The organism is Butyrivibrio sp. MC2021 (assembly GCF_000621605.1).
Classification (GTDB): Bacteria; Bacillota; Clostridia; order Lachnospirales; family Lachnospiraceae; genus Butyrivibrio.
On record NZ_JHXX01000004.1, the window covers coordinates 207,450 to 223,812 of the forward strand.

Genomic DNA, 16,363 nt, shown 5'->3' on the forward strand with positions numbered 1-16,363 from the left:
TTGTCCTCATGCCGTCCATAGCCTTTTTGCCTGTTCGGTCCGTGAACAGTGTGCGGATTTCTTAATCCTCGTGGTAGCCCGCAATGAACTCCACGTAACGGCCGGTTCCGATAGCCACCGCTGTCATAGGATCCTCAGCAGTCATGGTATTGATACCGGTCTTGGAATATATAAGATCCTCAAGGCCACGAAGAAGTGCTCCACCACCTGTGAGAACGATACCTCTCTCGGCGATATCTGATGAAAGCTCCGGAGGTGTGCTCTCCAGAACGCTGTGGATAGCCTCAATGATCTGAGATGTGGGCTCCTTCAGCGCCTCTTCTGTCTCCTCTGAGGAAACTCTTACTGTCTTGGGAAGTCCTGAAAGAAGGTTTCTTCCTCTGACATCAAGGTAGTCGTTCTCAGCTCTTGGATAAGCTGTACCGATCTTGATCTTGATATCCTCTGCTGTACGAGGTCCGATGAGAAGGTTGTGCTTCTTTCTCATATATCTGACAATAGCCTCGTCGAAGTCATCACCTGCCACCTTAACTGAGGTGCTCTCTACGGTGGAACCCAGGGAAATAACTGCGATATCAGATGTACCGCCGCCTATATCAACGATCATGTTGCCGCAGGGCTTGGTGATATCGATTCCTGCACCGATAGCTGCTGCGATAGGCTCCTCTATGGTCTTAACCTCTCTGGCTCCGCAAAGTCTTGTTGCATCCTCAACGGCCTTCTTCTCAACCTCTGTGGCACCTGAAGGTACACATACGGCGATGAAGGGCTTGCGGTGGATCCTGCGTCCGATGGCCTTCTTGATAAAGTAGCGCATCATCTGCTCTGTGATCTTGTAATTGGAAATAACGCCCTGTCTAAGGGGTCTTACTGCTACAATATTGCCGGGAGTACGGCCAAGCATCAGTCTTGCATCCTCACCGATAGCCTTTATCTCCTCAGTGTCTCTGTCATAAGCTACTACTGAGGGCTCCTTCAATACAACTCCCTTGCCTCTGATATAAACAAGTACGGAAGCTGTTCCCAAATCGATTCCAATATCTGCGTACTGCATAATTAACGAATGCCCCTTTCAAAATCAAACAAAAACGTCTATAAACTCCGATAGAGCATAGGCGTGGATAATAAAATTTACAATATCATATGCATTATAAACTAAATTATCGCATTTTTAAAGGGGTGACATTCCCTCTTTTATATTATCGGTCACTTTTCTCTCAATATTTAGAGTAAAAATGGTAATCACTTAAGCATCTTTTTGATGTAGGCGCCGGTAAAGGACTTCTTGCACTTGGCCACGGTCTCGGGGGTGCCCTGTACTACCACGGTTCCGCCCTTGGAGCCGCCCTCGGGGCCCATGTCGATGATGTAGTCACCGGTCTTGATAACGTCAAGGTTGTGCTCGATGACGATTACGGTGTTGCCCTGCTCCACCAGCTTGTGCATGATCTTAACCAGCTTCTGGACATCCGCAAAGTGAAGTCCTGTGGTGGGCTCATCCAGGATGTAGACAGTCTTGCCGGTGCCTACCTTGGAAAGCTCTGTGGCAAGCTTGATTCTCTGGGCCTCACCGCCGGAGAGCTCTGTACTGGGCTGACCAAGCTTTACATAGCCAAGGCCCACATCATAGAGGGTCTGGATCTTGCGCTTGATGGTCTTGACGTTCTCAAAGAAGGTCAGGGCCTCCTCAACGGTCATATCAAGGACGTCGTAGATGCTCTTACCCTTGTACTTGACCTCCAGGGTCTCGTGGTTGTAGCGCTTGCCGCCGCAGACCTCGCAGGGTACATATACGTCAGGTAAAAAGTGCATCTCGATCTTGATGATTCCGTCACCGCCGCAGGCTTCGCAGCGTCCGCCCTTGACGTTGAAAGAGAAACGTCCCTTCTTGTAGCCCCTGGTCTTGGCATCGGGCGTGCCCGCAAAGAGATCTCTTATCATGTCAAAGACACCGGTGTAGGTGGCGGGGTTAGACCTTGGGGTTCTTCCGATGGGGGACTGGTCAATGGCGATGACCTTGTCCACCTGGTCTATACCCTCTATATTCTTGTGCTTGCCGGGGATGAGTCTTGCTCTGTTAAGGTCCCTGGCAAGGCGCTTGTATACTATCTCATTTACCAGTGAGCTCTTGCCGGAGCCAGAAACACCGGTAACTATGGTCATAACTCCGATGGGGATCTCCACATCGATATTCTTGAGGTTGTTCTCCTGGGCTCCGATGACCTTAAGCCACCCCTTGGGCTCTCTGCGCTCGGAGGGAACCTCGATCTTGAGCTTGCCGGAGAGGTACTGTCCTGTGATGGACTCTTTTACCTTCATGATTTCCTCGGCGGTACCGCAGGCCACGATCTTGCCTCCGTGGGAGCCGGCACCGGGGCCAACGTCCACGATGTAGTCCGCTTCCCTCATGGTATCCTCGTCGTGCTCAACCACAATGAGGGTGTTACCCAGGTCGCGAAGGTTCTTCAGAGTGTTAAGGAGCTTGTCGTTATCCCTCTGGTGAAGACCGATACTGGGCTCATCCAGGATATAGCACACTCCGCAAAGACCGGAACCTATCTGGGTTGCCAGTCTGATTCTCTGGGCTTCGCCGCCGGAGAGAGTTCCTGTGGCTCTTGAAAGAGAAAGGTAATCAAGTCCTACATCCACAAGGAAGCCTACTCTTGCCCTTATCTCCTTGAGAACCTGGGAGCCGATCATCTCCTGCTGGGGAGTGAGCTTCAGCTCCTCAAGATATGTGGAAAGCTCATCTATGGACATGGATGTGATCTCATAGATGTTCTTGTTATCAACTGTAACCGCCAGGGCTTCCTTCTTAAGTCTCTGGCCTCCGCAGAGGGCGCAGGGAGTAAATCTCATGTACTGCTCGTACTCTGCCTTGGCGGACTCAGAGAAGGTCTCCTTGTAGCGCTGCTCAACGTTCTTGATAAGACCGTCGAACTTGATGGGGTAATCTCCCTCGCCGCGCTGGCCCTTGTAGTGGACCATAACGGTTCTGTCGGAGCCGTGGATAAGCATGTGTCTGATATCCTCGGGAAGGTCCTGATAGGGAGTATCAAGGCTGAACTTATACTCTTTTGCCAGGTGCTTCAGAACTGCGTTGGAGAAACTGCCGTCCTTGTTGGAGGACTGCCAGCCCATGACCACGATACAGCCGTCGTTAAGGGACAGGGACTTATCCGGGATCATGAGGTCCTCGTCAAACTCCATCTTGTAGCCAAGGCCGAAGCAGTCCGGACAGGCTCCGAAGGGGTTGTTGAAAGAGAAGCTCCTGGGCTCGATCTCAGGAATACTGACACCGCAGTCCGGGCAGGCGAAGTTCTGGCTAAAGCTCAGCTCCTCTCCATCCACAACGTCCACCAGAAGAAGGCCCTCGGCCAGTGCCAGGGCGTTCTCCACGGAGTCAGTAAGTCGTCTCCTTAAGTTCTCGTTGTCCTCATGGACCACGATACGGTCTACGATTATCTCTATGCTATGCTTGATGTTCTTATCAAGCTTGATTTCTTCCTCGGTGAGCTCGTACTGGCTGCCGTCGATGCGGGCTCTGACGTAGCCTGCGCGCTTAGCTCTGTCCAGGGTCTTGGCGTGTTCACCCTTTTTACCCCTGACAACGGGAGCAAGGATCTGGAGCTTGGTGCCCTCTCCCAGAGCTATGATTTGGTCGCACATCTCATCCACGGTCTGGCGTCTGATCTCACGGCCGCAGTTGGGGCAGTGAGGGATACCGATCCTGGCATAAAGAAGTCTGAAGTGGTCGTAGATCTCAGTGACGGTGCCCACGGTGGATCTGGGGTTCTTGTTGGTGGATTTCTGGTCGATGGAAATAGTGGGGGAAAGTCCCTCAATGCGCTCAACGTTGGGCTTATCCATCTGTCCTAAGAACATTCTCGCGTAGGAGGACAGTGACTCCATGTACCTGCGCTGTCCCTCGGCAAAAATGGTATCGAAAGCCAGAGAGGACTTGCCGGAGCCGGAAAGGCCGGTGAAAACGGTCAGAGTCTCCCTGGGGATCTTCACATTAACATTTTTAAGGTTATGTTCATTGGCACCACGGACCCTGATGTAGTCATGGATGTCAGAGGGAAGAATCCTCTTGGTGGTGGTGTTCTTTTTGGTCATATTGGTCTTCTTTTCAGCCATACTGATTCCTTTCGGGTTATTTGCCCTCGGTCATTTCGTTATATACTTTCTTAAGCTCTATCATCTTGTCACGAAGCTCTGCCGCAGTCTCGAAATCCAGCTCTGTGGCGGCTTTCTTCATCTTCTTCTGAACCTGAGCGATGAGCTTCTCCAGCTCTTCCTCGTTCATGGATTCAGGATCCTTTTCGAATTTAACCTCTTCCTTGGCAACGGCCTTGGTGACTGCGATAAGGTCACGGACCGCCTTCTTGATGGTCTGAGGGGTGATGCCATGCTCCTCGTTGTATTTCTGCTGGATCTTGCGTCGTCTGGCGGTCTCGTCGATGGCCTTCTGCATGGAGTCGGTCATGTTGTCGGCGTACATGATGACGCGGCCCTCTGCGTTACGGGCAGCTCGGCCTATGGTCTGGATAAGGGAGGTCTCGGAACGAAGGAAGCCCTCTTTATCCGCATCAAGGATAGCCACAAGAGAAATCTCCGGGATATCCAGTCCCTCTCTAAGGAGGTTGATTCCAACGAGAACGTCAAAAACATCAAGTCTCATATCCCTGATGATCTCTGATCTCTCCAGAGTATCTATATCTGAATGGAGATACTTAACACGGACTCCTGACTCCGCCAGGTATTCCGTGAGGTCCTCCGCCATGCGCTTGGTAAGGGTGGTGATAAGAACCTTGTTCTTCTTGTCCACCTCGGTTCTGATCTCCCCAAGGAGGTCATCTATCTGGCCCTCAACGGGGCGCACATCCACCTCGGGATCAAGAAGTCCCGTGGGTCTGATAACCTGCTCAGTGCGAAGAAGCTCATGCTCCTCCTCATATTTGCCCGGTGTGGCTGAGCAGAACAGCATCTGATCAATATGCCCCTCGAATTCCTCGAAGTTAAGAGGCCTGTTGTCCAGGGCCGAGGGAAGTCTGAAGCCGTAGTCCACCAGGGTCAGCTTCCTGCTCCTGTCGCCGTGGTACATGGCTCCTATCTGGGGGATGGTCATATGGGACTCATCCACGATAATAAGAAAGTCTCTGTCAAAGAAGTCAAGGAGGGTCAGGGGCGGCTCTCCCGGAGGCATGAAGTTAAGATGCCTTGAGTAGTTCTCGATTCCGGAACAGAAGCCGGTCTCTCTCATCATCTCCACATCGAAGTTGGTCCTCTCGGAAATTCTCTGGGCCTCGATAAGCCTGTCCTCTCCCTTAAAGAACTTGATCTGCTCCTCCAGCTCCTTCTCGATATTGTCGCAGGCAGCGTTGATTTTTTCCTGGGGAACAACGTAATGGGAGGCGGGGTAGATCATGACGTGGGTCAGCTCGTGCCTTACCTTGGCGGTGACGGGCTCGATCTCTGTGATCCTGTCGATCTCATCTCCGAAGAACTCTACTCTGATCAGGTAATCATCGGCGTTGGCAGGGAAAATCTCCACTGTGTCGCCGCGAACTCTGAAGTTGCAGCGGTCCAGCTCCAGGTCGTTTCTCATGTACTGGATGGCCACCAGGTCCTTCAGCAGGTCATCCCTGTCCTTCTGCATGCCGGGACGAAGGGATATGGACATGCCCTTGAATTCCTCAGGGCTACCAAGGCCGTAGATGCAGGATACGCTGGCCACAACGATGACGTCGTTCCTCTCGGAAAGGGAGGCTGTGGCAGAGAGACGGAGCTTATCGATCTCGTCATTGATAGATGAATCCTTGGCAATATAAGTATCAGTCTGGGGCACGTAGGCCTCAGGCTGGTAATAATCGTAGTAACTGACAAAATATTCCACGGCGTTCTCGGGGAAAAATTCCTTGAACTCGCCGTAGAGCTGAGCTGCCAGGGTCTTGTTATGGGATATGATCAGAGTGGGCTTATTCAGCGCCGCAATGACATTGGCCATGGTAAAGGTCTTACCGGAGCCGGTGACACCCAGCAGGGTCTCGAACTGATTGCCGGCCTTGAAGCCCTCCACCAGTTCCTTTATAGCCTGGGGCTGATCCCCGGTAGGCTTAAATTCTGAACTCAGTTTGAAATCCATTTATCTGGTCCCTCAAAAAGAAAACTGCAATTTAACTGTTGCAGACTAGTATAACACACTTTCATTCGTCCCGCAAACATTTGTTCGCCATTATAAAAATTCACAATTTATTTACTTATCAGTTTTCAACTCCTTCAATATGGCAAGCTCTTTTCTTTCTATCTCCTTCTGATCTTTACTTTTTTTCCGGAAAATGCAATTCCAAGTTTCAAAATAGTAGTTATTCCATCATCCAGCATCTCCATGTCATATTTTTTTTCATCTATCTGAGCAAGTGCTTCTTCTGATAATGCTTCCAATTCGTTGTCATTTAAGCCTTTATCCGACTTTAGCTCCATGATGATACCGGGATATTTCCTGTTATGTGGAAAAAGACTTATGTCATATCTTCCATCACCGGATTCTCTATTGGACTTAATCTTATACTGATTGTCCATCAGGGCTATTAAGCCAAGCACCAAACCATGATAAAATCCCTCTGCTCCGGAGTCATAGAAGCTTATGCTTTTATTCATGTAGTCTGTGATTCCATCCTGGAGTTTAGCAAAATCCGATGCATACAGGCTTTCGGCTATTTTGTCAGCTGTGGTGATTCCCACCGCACCAATTTCAACAAGATGTGAGAGTATTTCATTTTTGTAAACAGCAGCGATTTCCCTATTGGGAATTGCAACCTCACAGAGCCATGAACCATCGCCTTGCAATTCCTTCTTAGTAGGCTTTAAATATCCTGCGACAAGAAGAATACTGTATATATTGGCAGGATTTTCTGTAAGAGACCGATACACAACATTTTGATTGATCTTTGCAATGACACGCTCTCCCTGTAAAAGGGCGGACAATTTCTCCGTGACATCCTCAGTGGCACCTTTCAGCACATCATCCAACACTTCATTTTTCCCCGTATTTATCCAATAAGCCTGAGGCAGACAACCTTTGGACAGATAATTGATCACTGACCAGGGATTATATATCTCTCTGGATCCAAACATATAGCCATCATACCAGTCGCCCAGCTCAGTTTCTTTATCTGACACACCGTAATAAGCCAGCATCTCTTTGATCTCAGGTTTTGTAAATCCAAAAAAGCTATCGTATTCTTCATCCATGACTGTATTTACAGCCAGATTGTTCAAACCGCTGAAAATGCTTTCCTGTGCAATCCTCAAAATGCCTGTTAAAAATCCGTATGAGAGATTACGGTTGTCTTTAAACGCGCCTGAGAAGAAATTGCGCATAAATCCAATAATCTCATCATAGAATTCCTTGGAGTAGCCTTCCTGTATGGGGGTATCGTACTCATCAATGATTATAATAGGCGCTACACCATAATGTTCACCCAGCATCTTTGAGAGCTTTTGAAGTGATGATGACAACTCGACTTCATTTACATTTCCGGAAAGAACTTTTTCAAAATACTCTTTTTCGTACTTTTCAAGCCTACTGCTTTTCCTAAGTACTGTATGTCTGCCATATTCGTCCTGTATAAGCTCTGATATTTTAGCAAAAGTAGCCTCCCAGGAGTCAAATTTTACATCCTTAAAAGTCAGAAAAATCACAGGATATTTTCCCTGATGATTCTTATACTTTTGATCACATTTCCATATGGCGGTATCTTCGAAATATTTCGCAGTATCTTCGTCCGATATTTCAAAGAAAACTCTAAGCATATCCATATTCATGGTTTTGCCAAAACGCCTGGGTCTGGTAAATAGAGATACCAATGCCTTTTTATCCAGAAAATCACGGATTAGCAGGGTCTTATCAACATAATAGTACTCAGACTTTGCACGGATGTAATCAGATATGCCAATAGGAAGCGGTTTCTTTTCTTTTTGAGAAACAGTCTTTATATACTTCCCGCTGACAACACGGCCATCTTCCGGTTTTGTAGCATCATCCGGTATTATCCAGTCTCTGCCTATTTTTTTGGCCCCTTTGACTTTGCCTTCCTTGCACAACTTGTTTACAGCACGTATTGTAATTCCCCATTCTGACGCTTTTTCCCTGCATTTTGACATAATTAATATCTCCTTTTTGCGAAAACAATTATGTTTTCAGGAATATTATATCAATTATCACGAACTATATCAATCACGCATCAATAAAGTTCGTTACCATTCACAGTTTTGTGCGCTGGGGAATGGGCACGGGGCACAAAATTGTGAATGGTAACCTCTCTCACAGGTTCACCGAGTCGTAGGTGTAGACCAGGTCCTGCTCAATGATGAAGTCTTCCTCGGTGAAGTCGTTGGAAGCGGCCTCCTTGCCCAGGAGCCTTGTGGTGCACATAGCGGCGGTCACCTCGCCCAGGATGGGCTCCTCGGGGGCTTTCCTGCAGTCATTGAGATATGTACCCAGGCCGAATATAAGTAATGATGCGAAAAACACCAGAATAAATGTATATACAAAGATTATCATTATCCGTTCTCTCCAAATTCTGCGGTTATAAATCCGTCTATTCTTGCTTTGACGTTGTTCATTCTCTCCATGAAGGCAGGGAACTTCTCCTCAATTTGAATAATGGTCTCTTCCCTTACTTCTCCTGCCATCATGGTGGCGGAGGCTATAACGAAGGCTGCTGCGGCTGAAGCCACAGACATTTTTATTATCCTGCCGATTGTTCTTAGTCTCTTTCTTGTGGGATAGGTTTCAAGGGCTTTGGCCACCTCAGTGACGTTTTCAAATCTATCCTCTCTGTCGGGCCTTGTGCACTTATCTATGATGCGAAGAAGCTCCGGGGATACGCCCTTTACTCCATGGCTCTTGAATCCTGCCACCGCCTCCTCGTCCCTGGGATCCACTCCGGAAAGAAGCTGCAGCATGGTCATTCCAAGACAGTAGATATCTGTTCTTGTATCGGTCTGCCCCAGGTTACCGTACTGCTCCGGGGCAGCATAGCCCATGGTTCCGAGGTTGGTGGTATCCCTCTTTTCACTTTTCTTGTAAACTCTTGCGGTGCCGAAATCTATAAGGGATATCTGTCCCTTGGGGCCTATGATGACATTGGAGGGTTTTAAGTCCCTGTAGATCACGGGGACCTTACCTGAATGGAGGTAACCAAGAATATCTATAAGAAAAAGAGCTGTATCCACGGCTTCTTTTTCGGTAAAAAGACCTTTTTTAATTATTCGCTTTTCTGCGCTGATGCCGGGGAAATGCTGAAGAACTATGTAGTCCTCGCCGGCCTCTATAAGCTTTGGAATCCCGGGATGATCAAGGCTCCTCAATATATCCGCCTCGTTTTGCATGCTCTTTTTGGCAAGAGCAAAGCTGCCGGAATCTGTCTGCTTAAGCTGTTTTACTGTGACCCTTCGGCCACTTTTCATATCCTTTGCAAGATATGCAATACTGTTCCCACCCTCACCAAGAACCTTAATTGTTTTGTACCCTTTAGTGTTCATGGCGTTCCTCATTACTACTTTTTTTATATCATTAAAACTCTAAGCACATAGCCGCAATGGATATGTTATCCTGCTCGTCTCTGGTCATGGCCAGATCTATGAGCTTCCTGCCCTGGTCCATCATGTCCTCGTCCGTGAGGCACATCTGGGGACAGAGCTTGGCATAGAGCTCTTTTCCTGTGATGGTTCTCCAAAGGCCGTCGGTGCAGGCGATAACAGTGGTGTTTGTGTCGAAAGCCCCCTTTCCAACTTGAGGCTCTGGCAGGGAGTGGGTCCCTACACACTGTAACAAAACACTTCTCTTATCCTCGTCAATGTCCTCCGGGTCTGTGACTTCTCCCGTATCAATCAGACGTTGGGCAAGACTTTGATCCTTGGTCAGCTGCACCGCTTCCTGTCCTTTGGTGAAATAAATTCTGGAATCTCCTATGTTCATGAACATATACTGCCTTCCTACCTGAAGGAGGGCCGCAAAGGTGGTTCCAAGGTTGATACTTCTGTGCTTTCCGTATCTCCTTATCTCTCCGTTTACTCTGGCCAACATCCTGTTCCAGGAGATCTCTACAGTTTCCCAGAATTTTTCCCTACTCATTCCTGTCATCAGCACCAGTTCCTCGTGGAACCAGGTCTCCAGGGCTCTGATAACCTTACAACTGGCCACCTCTCCCTTGGACAGGCCCCCCATTCCGTCGCAGACGGCTATAAGGGCTATTCTTCCCAGATTTTTTGAATTTGCCACCTTCACAAGCGCAGCATCCTGATTGATTCTGCGGCAAGGACCGGCATCCGTACAAATACATGCCTTAACGTTCATACAAAAATCCTTCCTTCCAAAATCCTTCAAACACATTCAAATTCCAAAGTGGGAATTGCTGCCCGAAATGGGCTGTGAATAAAATGAAATAGGACTGTGTCTTCCTGACACAGTCCCAAATTTTAAACTATAAGTTATCAGTTGTCAATAAGTTTTTTCATGACCTCGATGCCCTTCTCCAGCTGGTTATCCACCTTGTCTTCACCGGCTGCAGCCTCGGCATCATACTCGATCTCCACATCGGGATCAATACCGATTCCGTGGATATTAACACCGTTTGGTGTGTAGTAGCTGCTGACTGTAAGCTTGACAGCAGTGCCGTCCTTGAGGTTGATGATCCTCTGAACGATTCCCTTGCCGTAAGTTGTTGTTCCCACGAGGGTTGCCTTCTCGTAATCCTTAAGGGCTCCTGCCAGGATCTCTGAAGCGCTGGCGGAATACTTATTTACCAGAACCACCACGGGAATATCTATCTCATGCTTGCCGTCGCAGTCATAGTTCTCTCTGTATCCGTCCCTGTCCATGGTGTAAACGATATGTCCCTTGGGAAGGAGCTGACGGGCAATGTCGCAGACCGTTGAAAGGTTTCCGCCGGGGTTACTTCTAAGGTCGATGATAAGTCCCTTGATATCGTTACCCCTGAGCTCTGCCATGCCCTCCACGAACTGGTCGTAGGTTACATCATCAAACTCTGTGATCTGAAGATATCCGATGCCGTCATCCAGAAGCTTGGTATTAACGGTGGGAACCTCGATCTGGGCTCTTGTTACGTCTATCTCAAGATTGTCACTGCTTGTTCCTCTGATAAGTGTCAGGTGGACAAAAGTGCCCTCCTCACCCTTTATCATCTTGACAACCTCCTCCAGGGTAAGGCCCTGAGTGGAGTTCTTGTCTACCTCATAGATGATGTCATCGATGGCAAGACCTGCGCTCTCTGCCGGGGTTCCCGGGATAACGCCTGCTATTCTCGGCATTCCGATGGTATTGTCAAGACTCACATACGCACCGATTCCGTAGTAAACGCCCTGGGTATCGCTCATGAGCTTCACCAGTTCTTCCTCGGTGTAGTATACGGAGTAGGGATCTCCGAGAGAATCAAGAAGTCCCTTGTAAAGTCCGTTCTTTTCATCCTCTATATCAACATCTGTCTTGTAATAGTTGTCATTGATGGTCTTCTCAAGAAGGTTGATCTTGTTCAGGGTGGTCTCATCCAGGAGCTGTCCCTGGGATGCGCCCGTCGCCTGCTTCCTGAAGCTTGATGCGGTGTTCAGAAAAACATAAGTGCCCACCAGCACAATGCATGCGCACAAAAATCCCACCAAAAGACCGCCTACAAACTTGCGGCCGCCGTTATCCTGCGGGGGTGTAACCGGGGGAGTAACAGGGGGAATGTAGCCTGGCTGCTGGTACTGATACTGCTGGTACTGCTGGGGCTGCATCTGTGGCTGCTGGGGCGGTATCTGCTGCCCCTGCTGCTGTTGCTGTATAAAAAGTGGGTTATCTTTGTTGTAATTGTTGCTAAGACCGTTATTGCTATCCAATTTCTTCTTTTCTCCTTGTGTTGCTTGAGTTTACTCCGTGATACACGGATTGTATGAGGATATTATACTCCGTGATACACGGATTGCTCCGTACTTCGTACTCTCGCAATCCTACAGCCATTCGGAAATCGCCATACTCCCTGAAGGTCGTATGTCTTTTTTCCTCATGTCTGTTAGGTTCGCAAGGTCATTAAAAACTCTGTGCAAGCACAGTTTTTTATGACTTTGCTTCCCTGTATCACTCACTTAAGATAGTTCCAAGGACTCACATAGGCACCATTTAAACGGACGCCGAAGTGAAGGTGGTTACCTGTGGAGCGTCCTGTGGTGCCGACTGCGGCAATCTTGGTGCCTGCAGTGACGTCCTGTCCTTTGGAAACGTAAAGGGCAGAGCAGTGCATATAGATGGTGTAAAGGCCTGCGCCGTGGTTGATCATGATGTAGTTACCCATGGATGCCTCGTAGGAGGCTGCCACAACAGTGCCCTGATATGCGGCCAGGATCGGACTTCCCGAGGGAGCCGCCAGGTCTATACCGTTATGCATCTTCTCAATTCCCAGGGTGGGATGCATACGCATTCCGTAGTTGTCGGAAATTCTGGTGTACTTGGGGCATGGCCAGGTGAACATGCCGCCGTCATAGGTATATCTGCTGTAAAGAGCCGCCTTGTCAGCCTCGACTTCCCTTTCCAGGGCCGCGATGGCTGCGTTCTCAGCCTTGATCTGGGCTTCGTATTCAGCGATGGCTGCTTCCTTGTTGCTGATATCGGCGTTGACCGAATTCAGCTCCTGACTCTTTGCATTCAAAAGGGACTCGAGATTGGCCTGCTCCTCTTCACAGGAAGCCTTCATGGTATCCAGAGTCTCTTTTTCCTCCTCAAGAGCCTCCTTGGTAACACGGATAAGCTCTGTGGTTGCAATATATTCGTTGAGCTTGTTTCTGTCGTACTCGGACAGCATCTCGATGTACTCAGCCTTGTTCAGCATGTCCGCAAAGGAGCCGGACTCAATGAGAAGCTCCACATAGATGGTGTTGCCCTTCTCATACATGAACTTGATACGCTTCTTCATGGCCTCGTACTGGTTCTGCTGAGTCTCTTCCGCCTCCTGCAGTTCCCTGGTGGTCTCCTCTATCTGAGCCTCTTTCTCGGTGATCTGCTCAATAAGGGAGTCTATCTTGGCCTGAATGTCAGTGAGGGAATTGTCTATCTCCCTGATATAGGCATTGAGGTTGGATTTGCTGGTCTCAAGCTGTTTCTTGAGCTTTTCAAGGTCTGTCTTTGCATTCTTAAGGTTGTCACGCTCTTTTTTAGCATTGGAGATCTGATTCTCCTTCTGCTTGATACTCTCCTCTGTAACCGTTGCATGGGAGGTAAAGCCCGTGCCTACCACCGCCGTAAGAAGCACCAGAACCATGAAAAGATGCAGTATTCTTTTCTTGTGTCTTCTAAAAAGTGTCATCATACATGCAGATGCTTTCTTACAGTAATGAAACTTCCGAAAAATCCGATGCCGATACCGATGATCAGTGAGATCGGTGTAAGGTTGGCAAAGATGCCGTTAACAGGCAGGAAGTTCAGCAATGTGCTCAGCATGGTAAATCTGGAGATAACGTATTCTATGGCGTGAATATATACAAAATAAATGATCACCAGAGGGATCAGGGATCCGATGATACCGATAAGGATACCCTCAACCACGAAGGGGGCTCTGACAAAAAAGTCAGTGGCGCCGATATACTTCATGATGTTGATCTCATCTTTTCTCACAGAAATACCCATGGTTACGGTGTTGCTGATAAGGAAAATCGAAACCAGCAAAAGAATAAGGATGATTCCTGCAGAAACATAGGCGATCAGCTTGTTGACACCGCTAAGGGTTGTGGCTGTGACCTCGGAACGGTTGACCTCACGGACCACGGTGATGGACTCGATGTAGGTAACCAGGGCCTGCTGCATGGATACGTCGTTCAGGTAGATCTGAAGGTTGGCTGAATCTGCCAGGGGGTTCTCAGTGAAGCCGTCGGCGTACTCACCAAGGTATTCCTCCTTGAAGCCCTCCCAGGCTGCATCGGCGGATACATACTCAATCTCTCTTACTTCAGATCTTTTTTCCAGGTCGCTCTTAACCGCAAGGATCTGGTCCTCGCTGGTTCCCTCGTTGAAGAAGACAGTTACGGATACGCCCTCCTCAGCAGTCTTGACCACGTTCTGGAAATTGGTAATGATTGCGTAAAACATTCCGAAAAGGAAAAGGCAGGCACTGATGGTGGCCACAGAAGCCAGTGTGTACCATTTATTCCTTCCCAGATTCTTGAAACCTTGTCCTATGGTGTAAAAGAAGCTACTAATCCTCATCGATGTACATACCCTCTTCCTCGTCCTCTATGATGACGCCTTTCTTCATGGTGATAACTCTCTTTTTCATGGCATTAACGATCTCTCTGTTGTGGGTAACCACAATGACTGTAGTGCCATTTTCGTTTATCTGCTCCATGAGCTTCATGATTTCCCAGGAATTGTTGGGGTCAAGGTTTCCTGTGGGCTCGTCTGCCAAAAGGATCGCAGGCTTATTAACCAGAGCTCTTGCCAGGGCAACTCTCTGCTGCTCACCACCGGATAACTGACTTATTTTATTTTTGTACTTGCCGGCAAGGTTCACCGTTGCCAGTATTGATGGGACATTTCTCTTGATCTGACTGCCCGGAACCTGAACGATCCTCTGGGCAAAAGCTACGTTTTCGTAGACATTTCTGTCCTTGAGAAGACGGAAGTCCTGGAACACAATGCCGAGATTCCTTCTGAATTTGGGAATCTTCCTGTGTTTGATCCTCCTGAGATTGTAGCCGAGAACTGTGATCTCTCCGTCGGTAGGCACAAGCTCACGAAGAAGGAGCTTGATCAGTGTGGATTTACCTGATCCGCTGTCGCCTACTATAAAAACAAATTCACCCCTCTTGATATGAAGGGTGACTCCGTTTAAGGCAGGGGCGCCCGTAGAATAAGATTTGGTCACGTTTTCAAGCGTGATAACCTCATCCTCGGGTATCTGCCTGGTATTCTTTCTTTTCCTATACGTTCTTTCCATAAATCTCCCCCGTTGTGATAAACACTGCCATGTGTCTCACAAGAATATTTCCTTTCATAACCTCCGCCGCTTCGCTACATCTAATAATGATACGCGGCCTGACAATTTCTTAGGTGAATCTCTCCATGTACTTCATGTATCTGACAACCATCAGAGCGATCTTGAAGGTGATGGCATCATCGAACACTCTCAGGTCAAGGCCTGTGCTCTTCTGAAGCTTGTCCAGTCTGTAAACAAGAGTGTTTCTGTGGATGAAGAGCTGTCTCGAAGTCTCTGAAACGTTAAGGCTGTTCTCAAAGAACTTGTCGATGGTGGTAAGAGTCTCCTGGTCGAAATCATCAGGGTTTCTGCCCCCGAAAATTTCCTTGATAAACATCTTGCAAAGAGGGATCGGCAACTGGTAGATAAGTCTGCCTATGCCCAGCTCACTGTAGCAGATAACCTTCCGTTCATCGAAGAATATCTTGCCTACATCAAGGGCCATCTTGGCCTCCTTGAAGGAGCGGCTGACCTCCTTGATCTCGCCAACTACGGTACCGTAGGCGATCCGCACTCCCGTAAGTCCTTCCTTCTCAAGCAATGCCAGCATCTCCTCTGCGGCCTTGCTGATGTCGCCGGACTTGCCGAAGTCGCTTACGTCCTTGACCACTATGACGTTGTCCTCATCAACCTCGGTGACGAAGTCATTGCCGTTGCCGAAATGGGTTCTGGTGAGCTCCAGTGCGTTGTTGTCCCGTCCGTTCTCGGACTCGATTATCATGGCAACACGCTTGGCATCGGTCTGTATGTGCAGCTTTTTGGCTCTGCTGTAGATATCAACCAAAAGCAGGTTGTCCAGAAGCAGGTTCTTGATGAAGTTGTCCTTGTCGAATCTCTCCTTGTAAGCCACTAAAAGGCTCTGGATCTGATACGCGATCATCTTGCCCAGCATGTAGGTGTTCTCACCGCTGCCGGTGCAGATGAGTATATATTCAAGCTGCTGCTCATCATAGATCTTGAAATACTGGTATCCTTGAATTTCCTGGGAATCGGCAGGTGATGAGACAAAGTCTCGGGCCACTGCGGAAACATTTCCCATATCTGTTGAGGTGCATGCAACTTCCTTGCCGTCAAGATCTAATACGCAAAGGTCCACATGCGCAATGGTCTTAAGTCCATCAATGGTATTCTGGAGAATCTGATTGGAAATCATCTTTCACTCTTTCTGTAGTCGCCATAGTACTACTAATTTTAAAAACTATAGCTATTTTAATATAAATACACAAAAAAATCCACCTTTATCAAGGCCTTTTTTGTTTATTTTTCATTTTTCCTCGTCAAAACTACCAAAAACGAACTGGACTTTTTGGTATCATGGTTGATTTGCCGAT

At 48.3% G+C, this 16,363-nt stretch carries 12 protein-coding genes; all 12 read right to left on the bottom strand.

Features of this window, described 5'->3' with window-relative positions; translation table 11 throughout:
• Nucleotides 1-61: 61 nt before the first annotated feature.
• The 12 genes from T359_RS0110395 to T359_RS0110450 all read right to left on the bottom strand — a co-directional run bounded on the left by T359_RS0110395 (nt 62) and on the right by T359_RS0110450 (nt 16,185).
• Entirely contained in the window at nt 62-1,054 is a 993-nt protein-coding gene (locus T359_RS0110395; RefSeq protein ID WP_022778642.1) for a rod shape-determining protein, read from the bottom strand.
• 188 nt (nt 1,055-1,242) lie between these two features.
• Entirely contained in the window at nt 1,243-4,119 is a 2,877-nt protein-coding gene (gene uvrA, locus T359_RS0110400) for an excinuclease ABC subunit UvrA (RefSeq protein ID WP_051545274.1), read from the bottom strand.
• A 37-nt stretch (nt 4,120-4,156) separates the two neighbouring features.
• Nucleotides 4,157-6,148: an excinuclease ABC subunit UvrB gene (uvrB, locus tag T359_RS0110405; protein ID WP_026517433.1), complete on the bottom strand. Its 1,992-nt coding sequence runs from the start codon at nt 6,146-6,148 to the stop codon at nt 4,157-4,159.
• Nucleotides 6,149-6,306: 158 nt separating this feature from the next.
• Complete coding sequence (locus tag T359_RS0110410; RefSeq protein WP_026517434.1) at nt 6,307-8,169, bottom strand: AAA family ATPase; 1,863 nt, start codon at nt 8,167-8,169, stop codon at nt 6,307-6,309.
• A gap of 160 nt (nt 8,170-8,329) precedes the next feature.
• Nucleotides 8,330-8,569, bottom strand: a complete 240-nt coding sequence (locus T359_RS0110415; protein ID WP_026517435.1) for a hypothetical protein — start codon at nt 8,567-8,569, stop codon at nt 8,330-8,332.
• Entirely contained in the window at nt 8,569-9,552 is a 984-nt protein-coding gene (locus tag T359_RS20015; protein WP_051545240.1) for a serine/threonine protein kinase, read from the bottom strand. Before T359_RS20015 ends, T359_RS0110415 begins: the two co-directional genes overlap by 1 nt.
• A 31-nt stretch (nt 9,553-9,583) precedes the next feature.
• A complete protein-coding gene (locus T359_RS0110425; protein WP_026517436.1) occupies nt 9,584-10,366 on the bottom strand; it encodes a PP2C family protein-serine/threonine phosphatase in 783 nt (260 codons plus the stop codon).
• Nucleotides 10,367-10,503: 137 nt separating this feature from the next.
• Complete coding sequence (locus T359_RS20020) at nt 10,504-11,907, bottom strand: S41 family peptidase (protein ID WP_242839079.1); 1,404 nt, start codon at nt 11,905-11,907, stop codon at nt 10,504-10,506.
• Nucleotides 11,908-12,149: 242 nt separating this feature from the next.
• Nucleotides 12,150-13,370, bottom strand: a complete 1,221-nt coding sequence (locus T359_RS0110435; RefSeq protein ID WP_026517437.1) for a murein hydrolase activator EnvC family protein — start codon at nt 13,368-13,370, stop codon at nt 12,150-12,152.
• On the bottom strand, nt 13,367-14,263 hold the full coding sequence (gene ftsX / locus T359_RS0110440; RefSeq protein WP_026517438.1) for a permease-like cell division protein FtsX: 897 nt from the start codon (nt 14,261-14,263) through the stop codon (nt 13,367-13,369). Before ftsX ends, T359_RS0110435 begins: the two co-directional genes overlap by 4 nt.
• Nucleotides 14,253-14,993 (bottom strand): cell division ATP-binding protein FtsE, encoded by a 741-nt coding sequence (ftsE, locus tag T359_RS0110445; RefSeq protein ID WP_051545242.1) that lies wholly within the window; start codon nt 14,991-14,993, stop codon nt 14,253-14,255. Before ftsE ends, ftsX begins: the two co-directional genes overlap by 11 nt.
• 109 nt (nt 14,994-15,102) lie before the next feature.
• Nucleotides 15,103-16,185 carry a PucR family transcriptional regulator gene (locus T359_RS0110450; protein WP_026517440.1) on the bottom strand — a complete coding sequence of 361 codons (1,083 nt, stop codon included), beginning with the start codon at nt 16,183-16,185 and terminating at the stop codon, nt 15,103-15,105.
• Nucleotides 16,186-16,363: the final 178 nt, after the last annotated feature.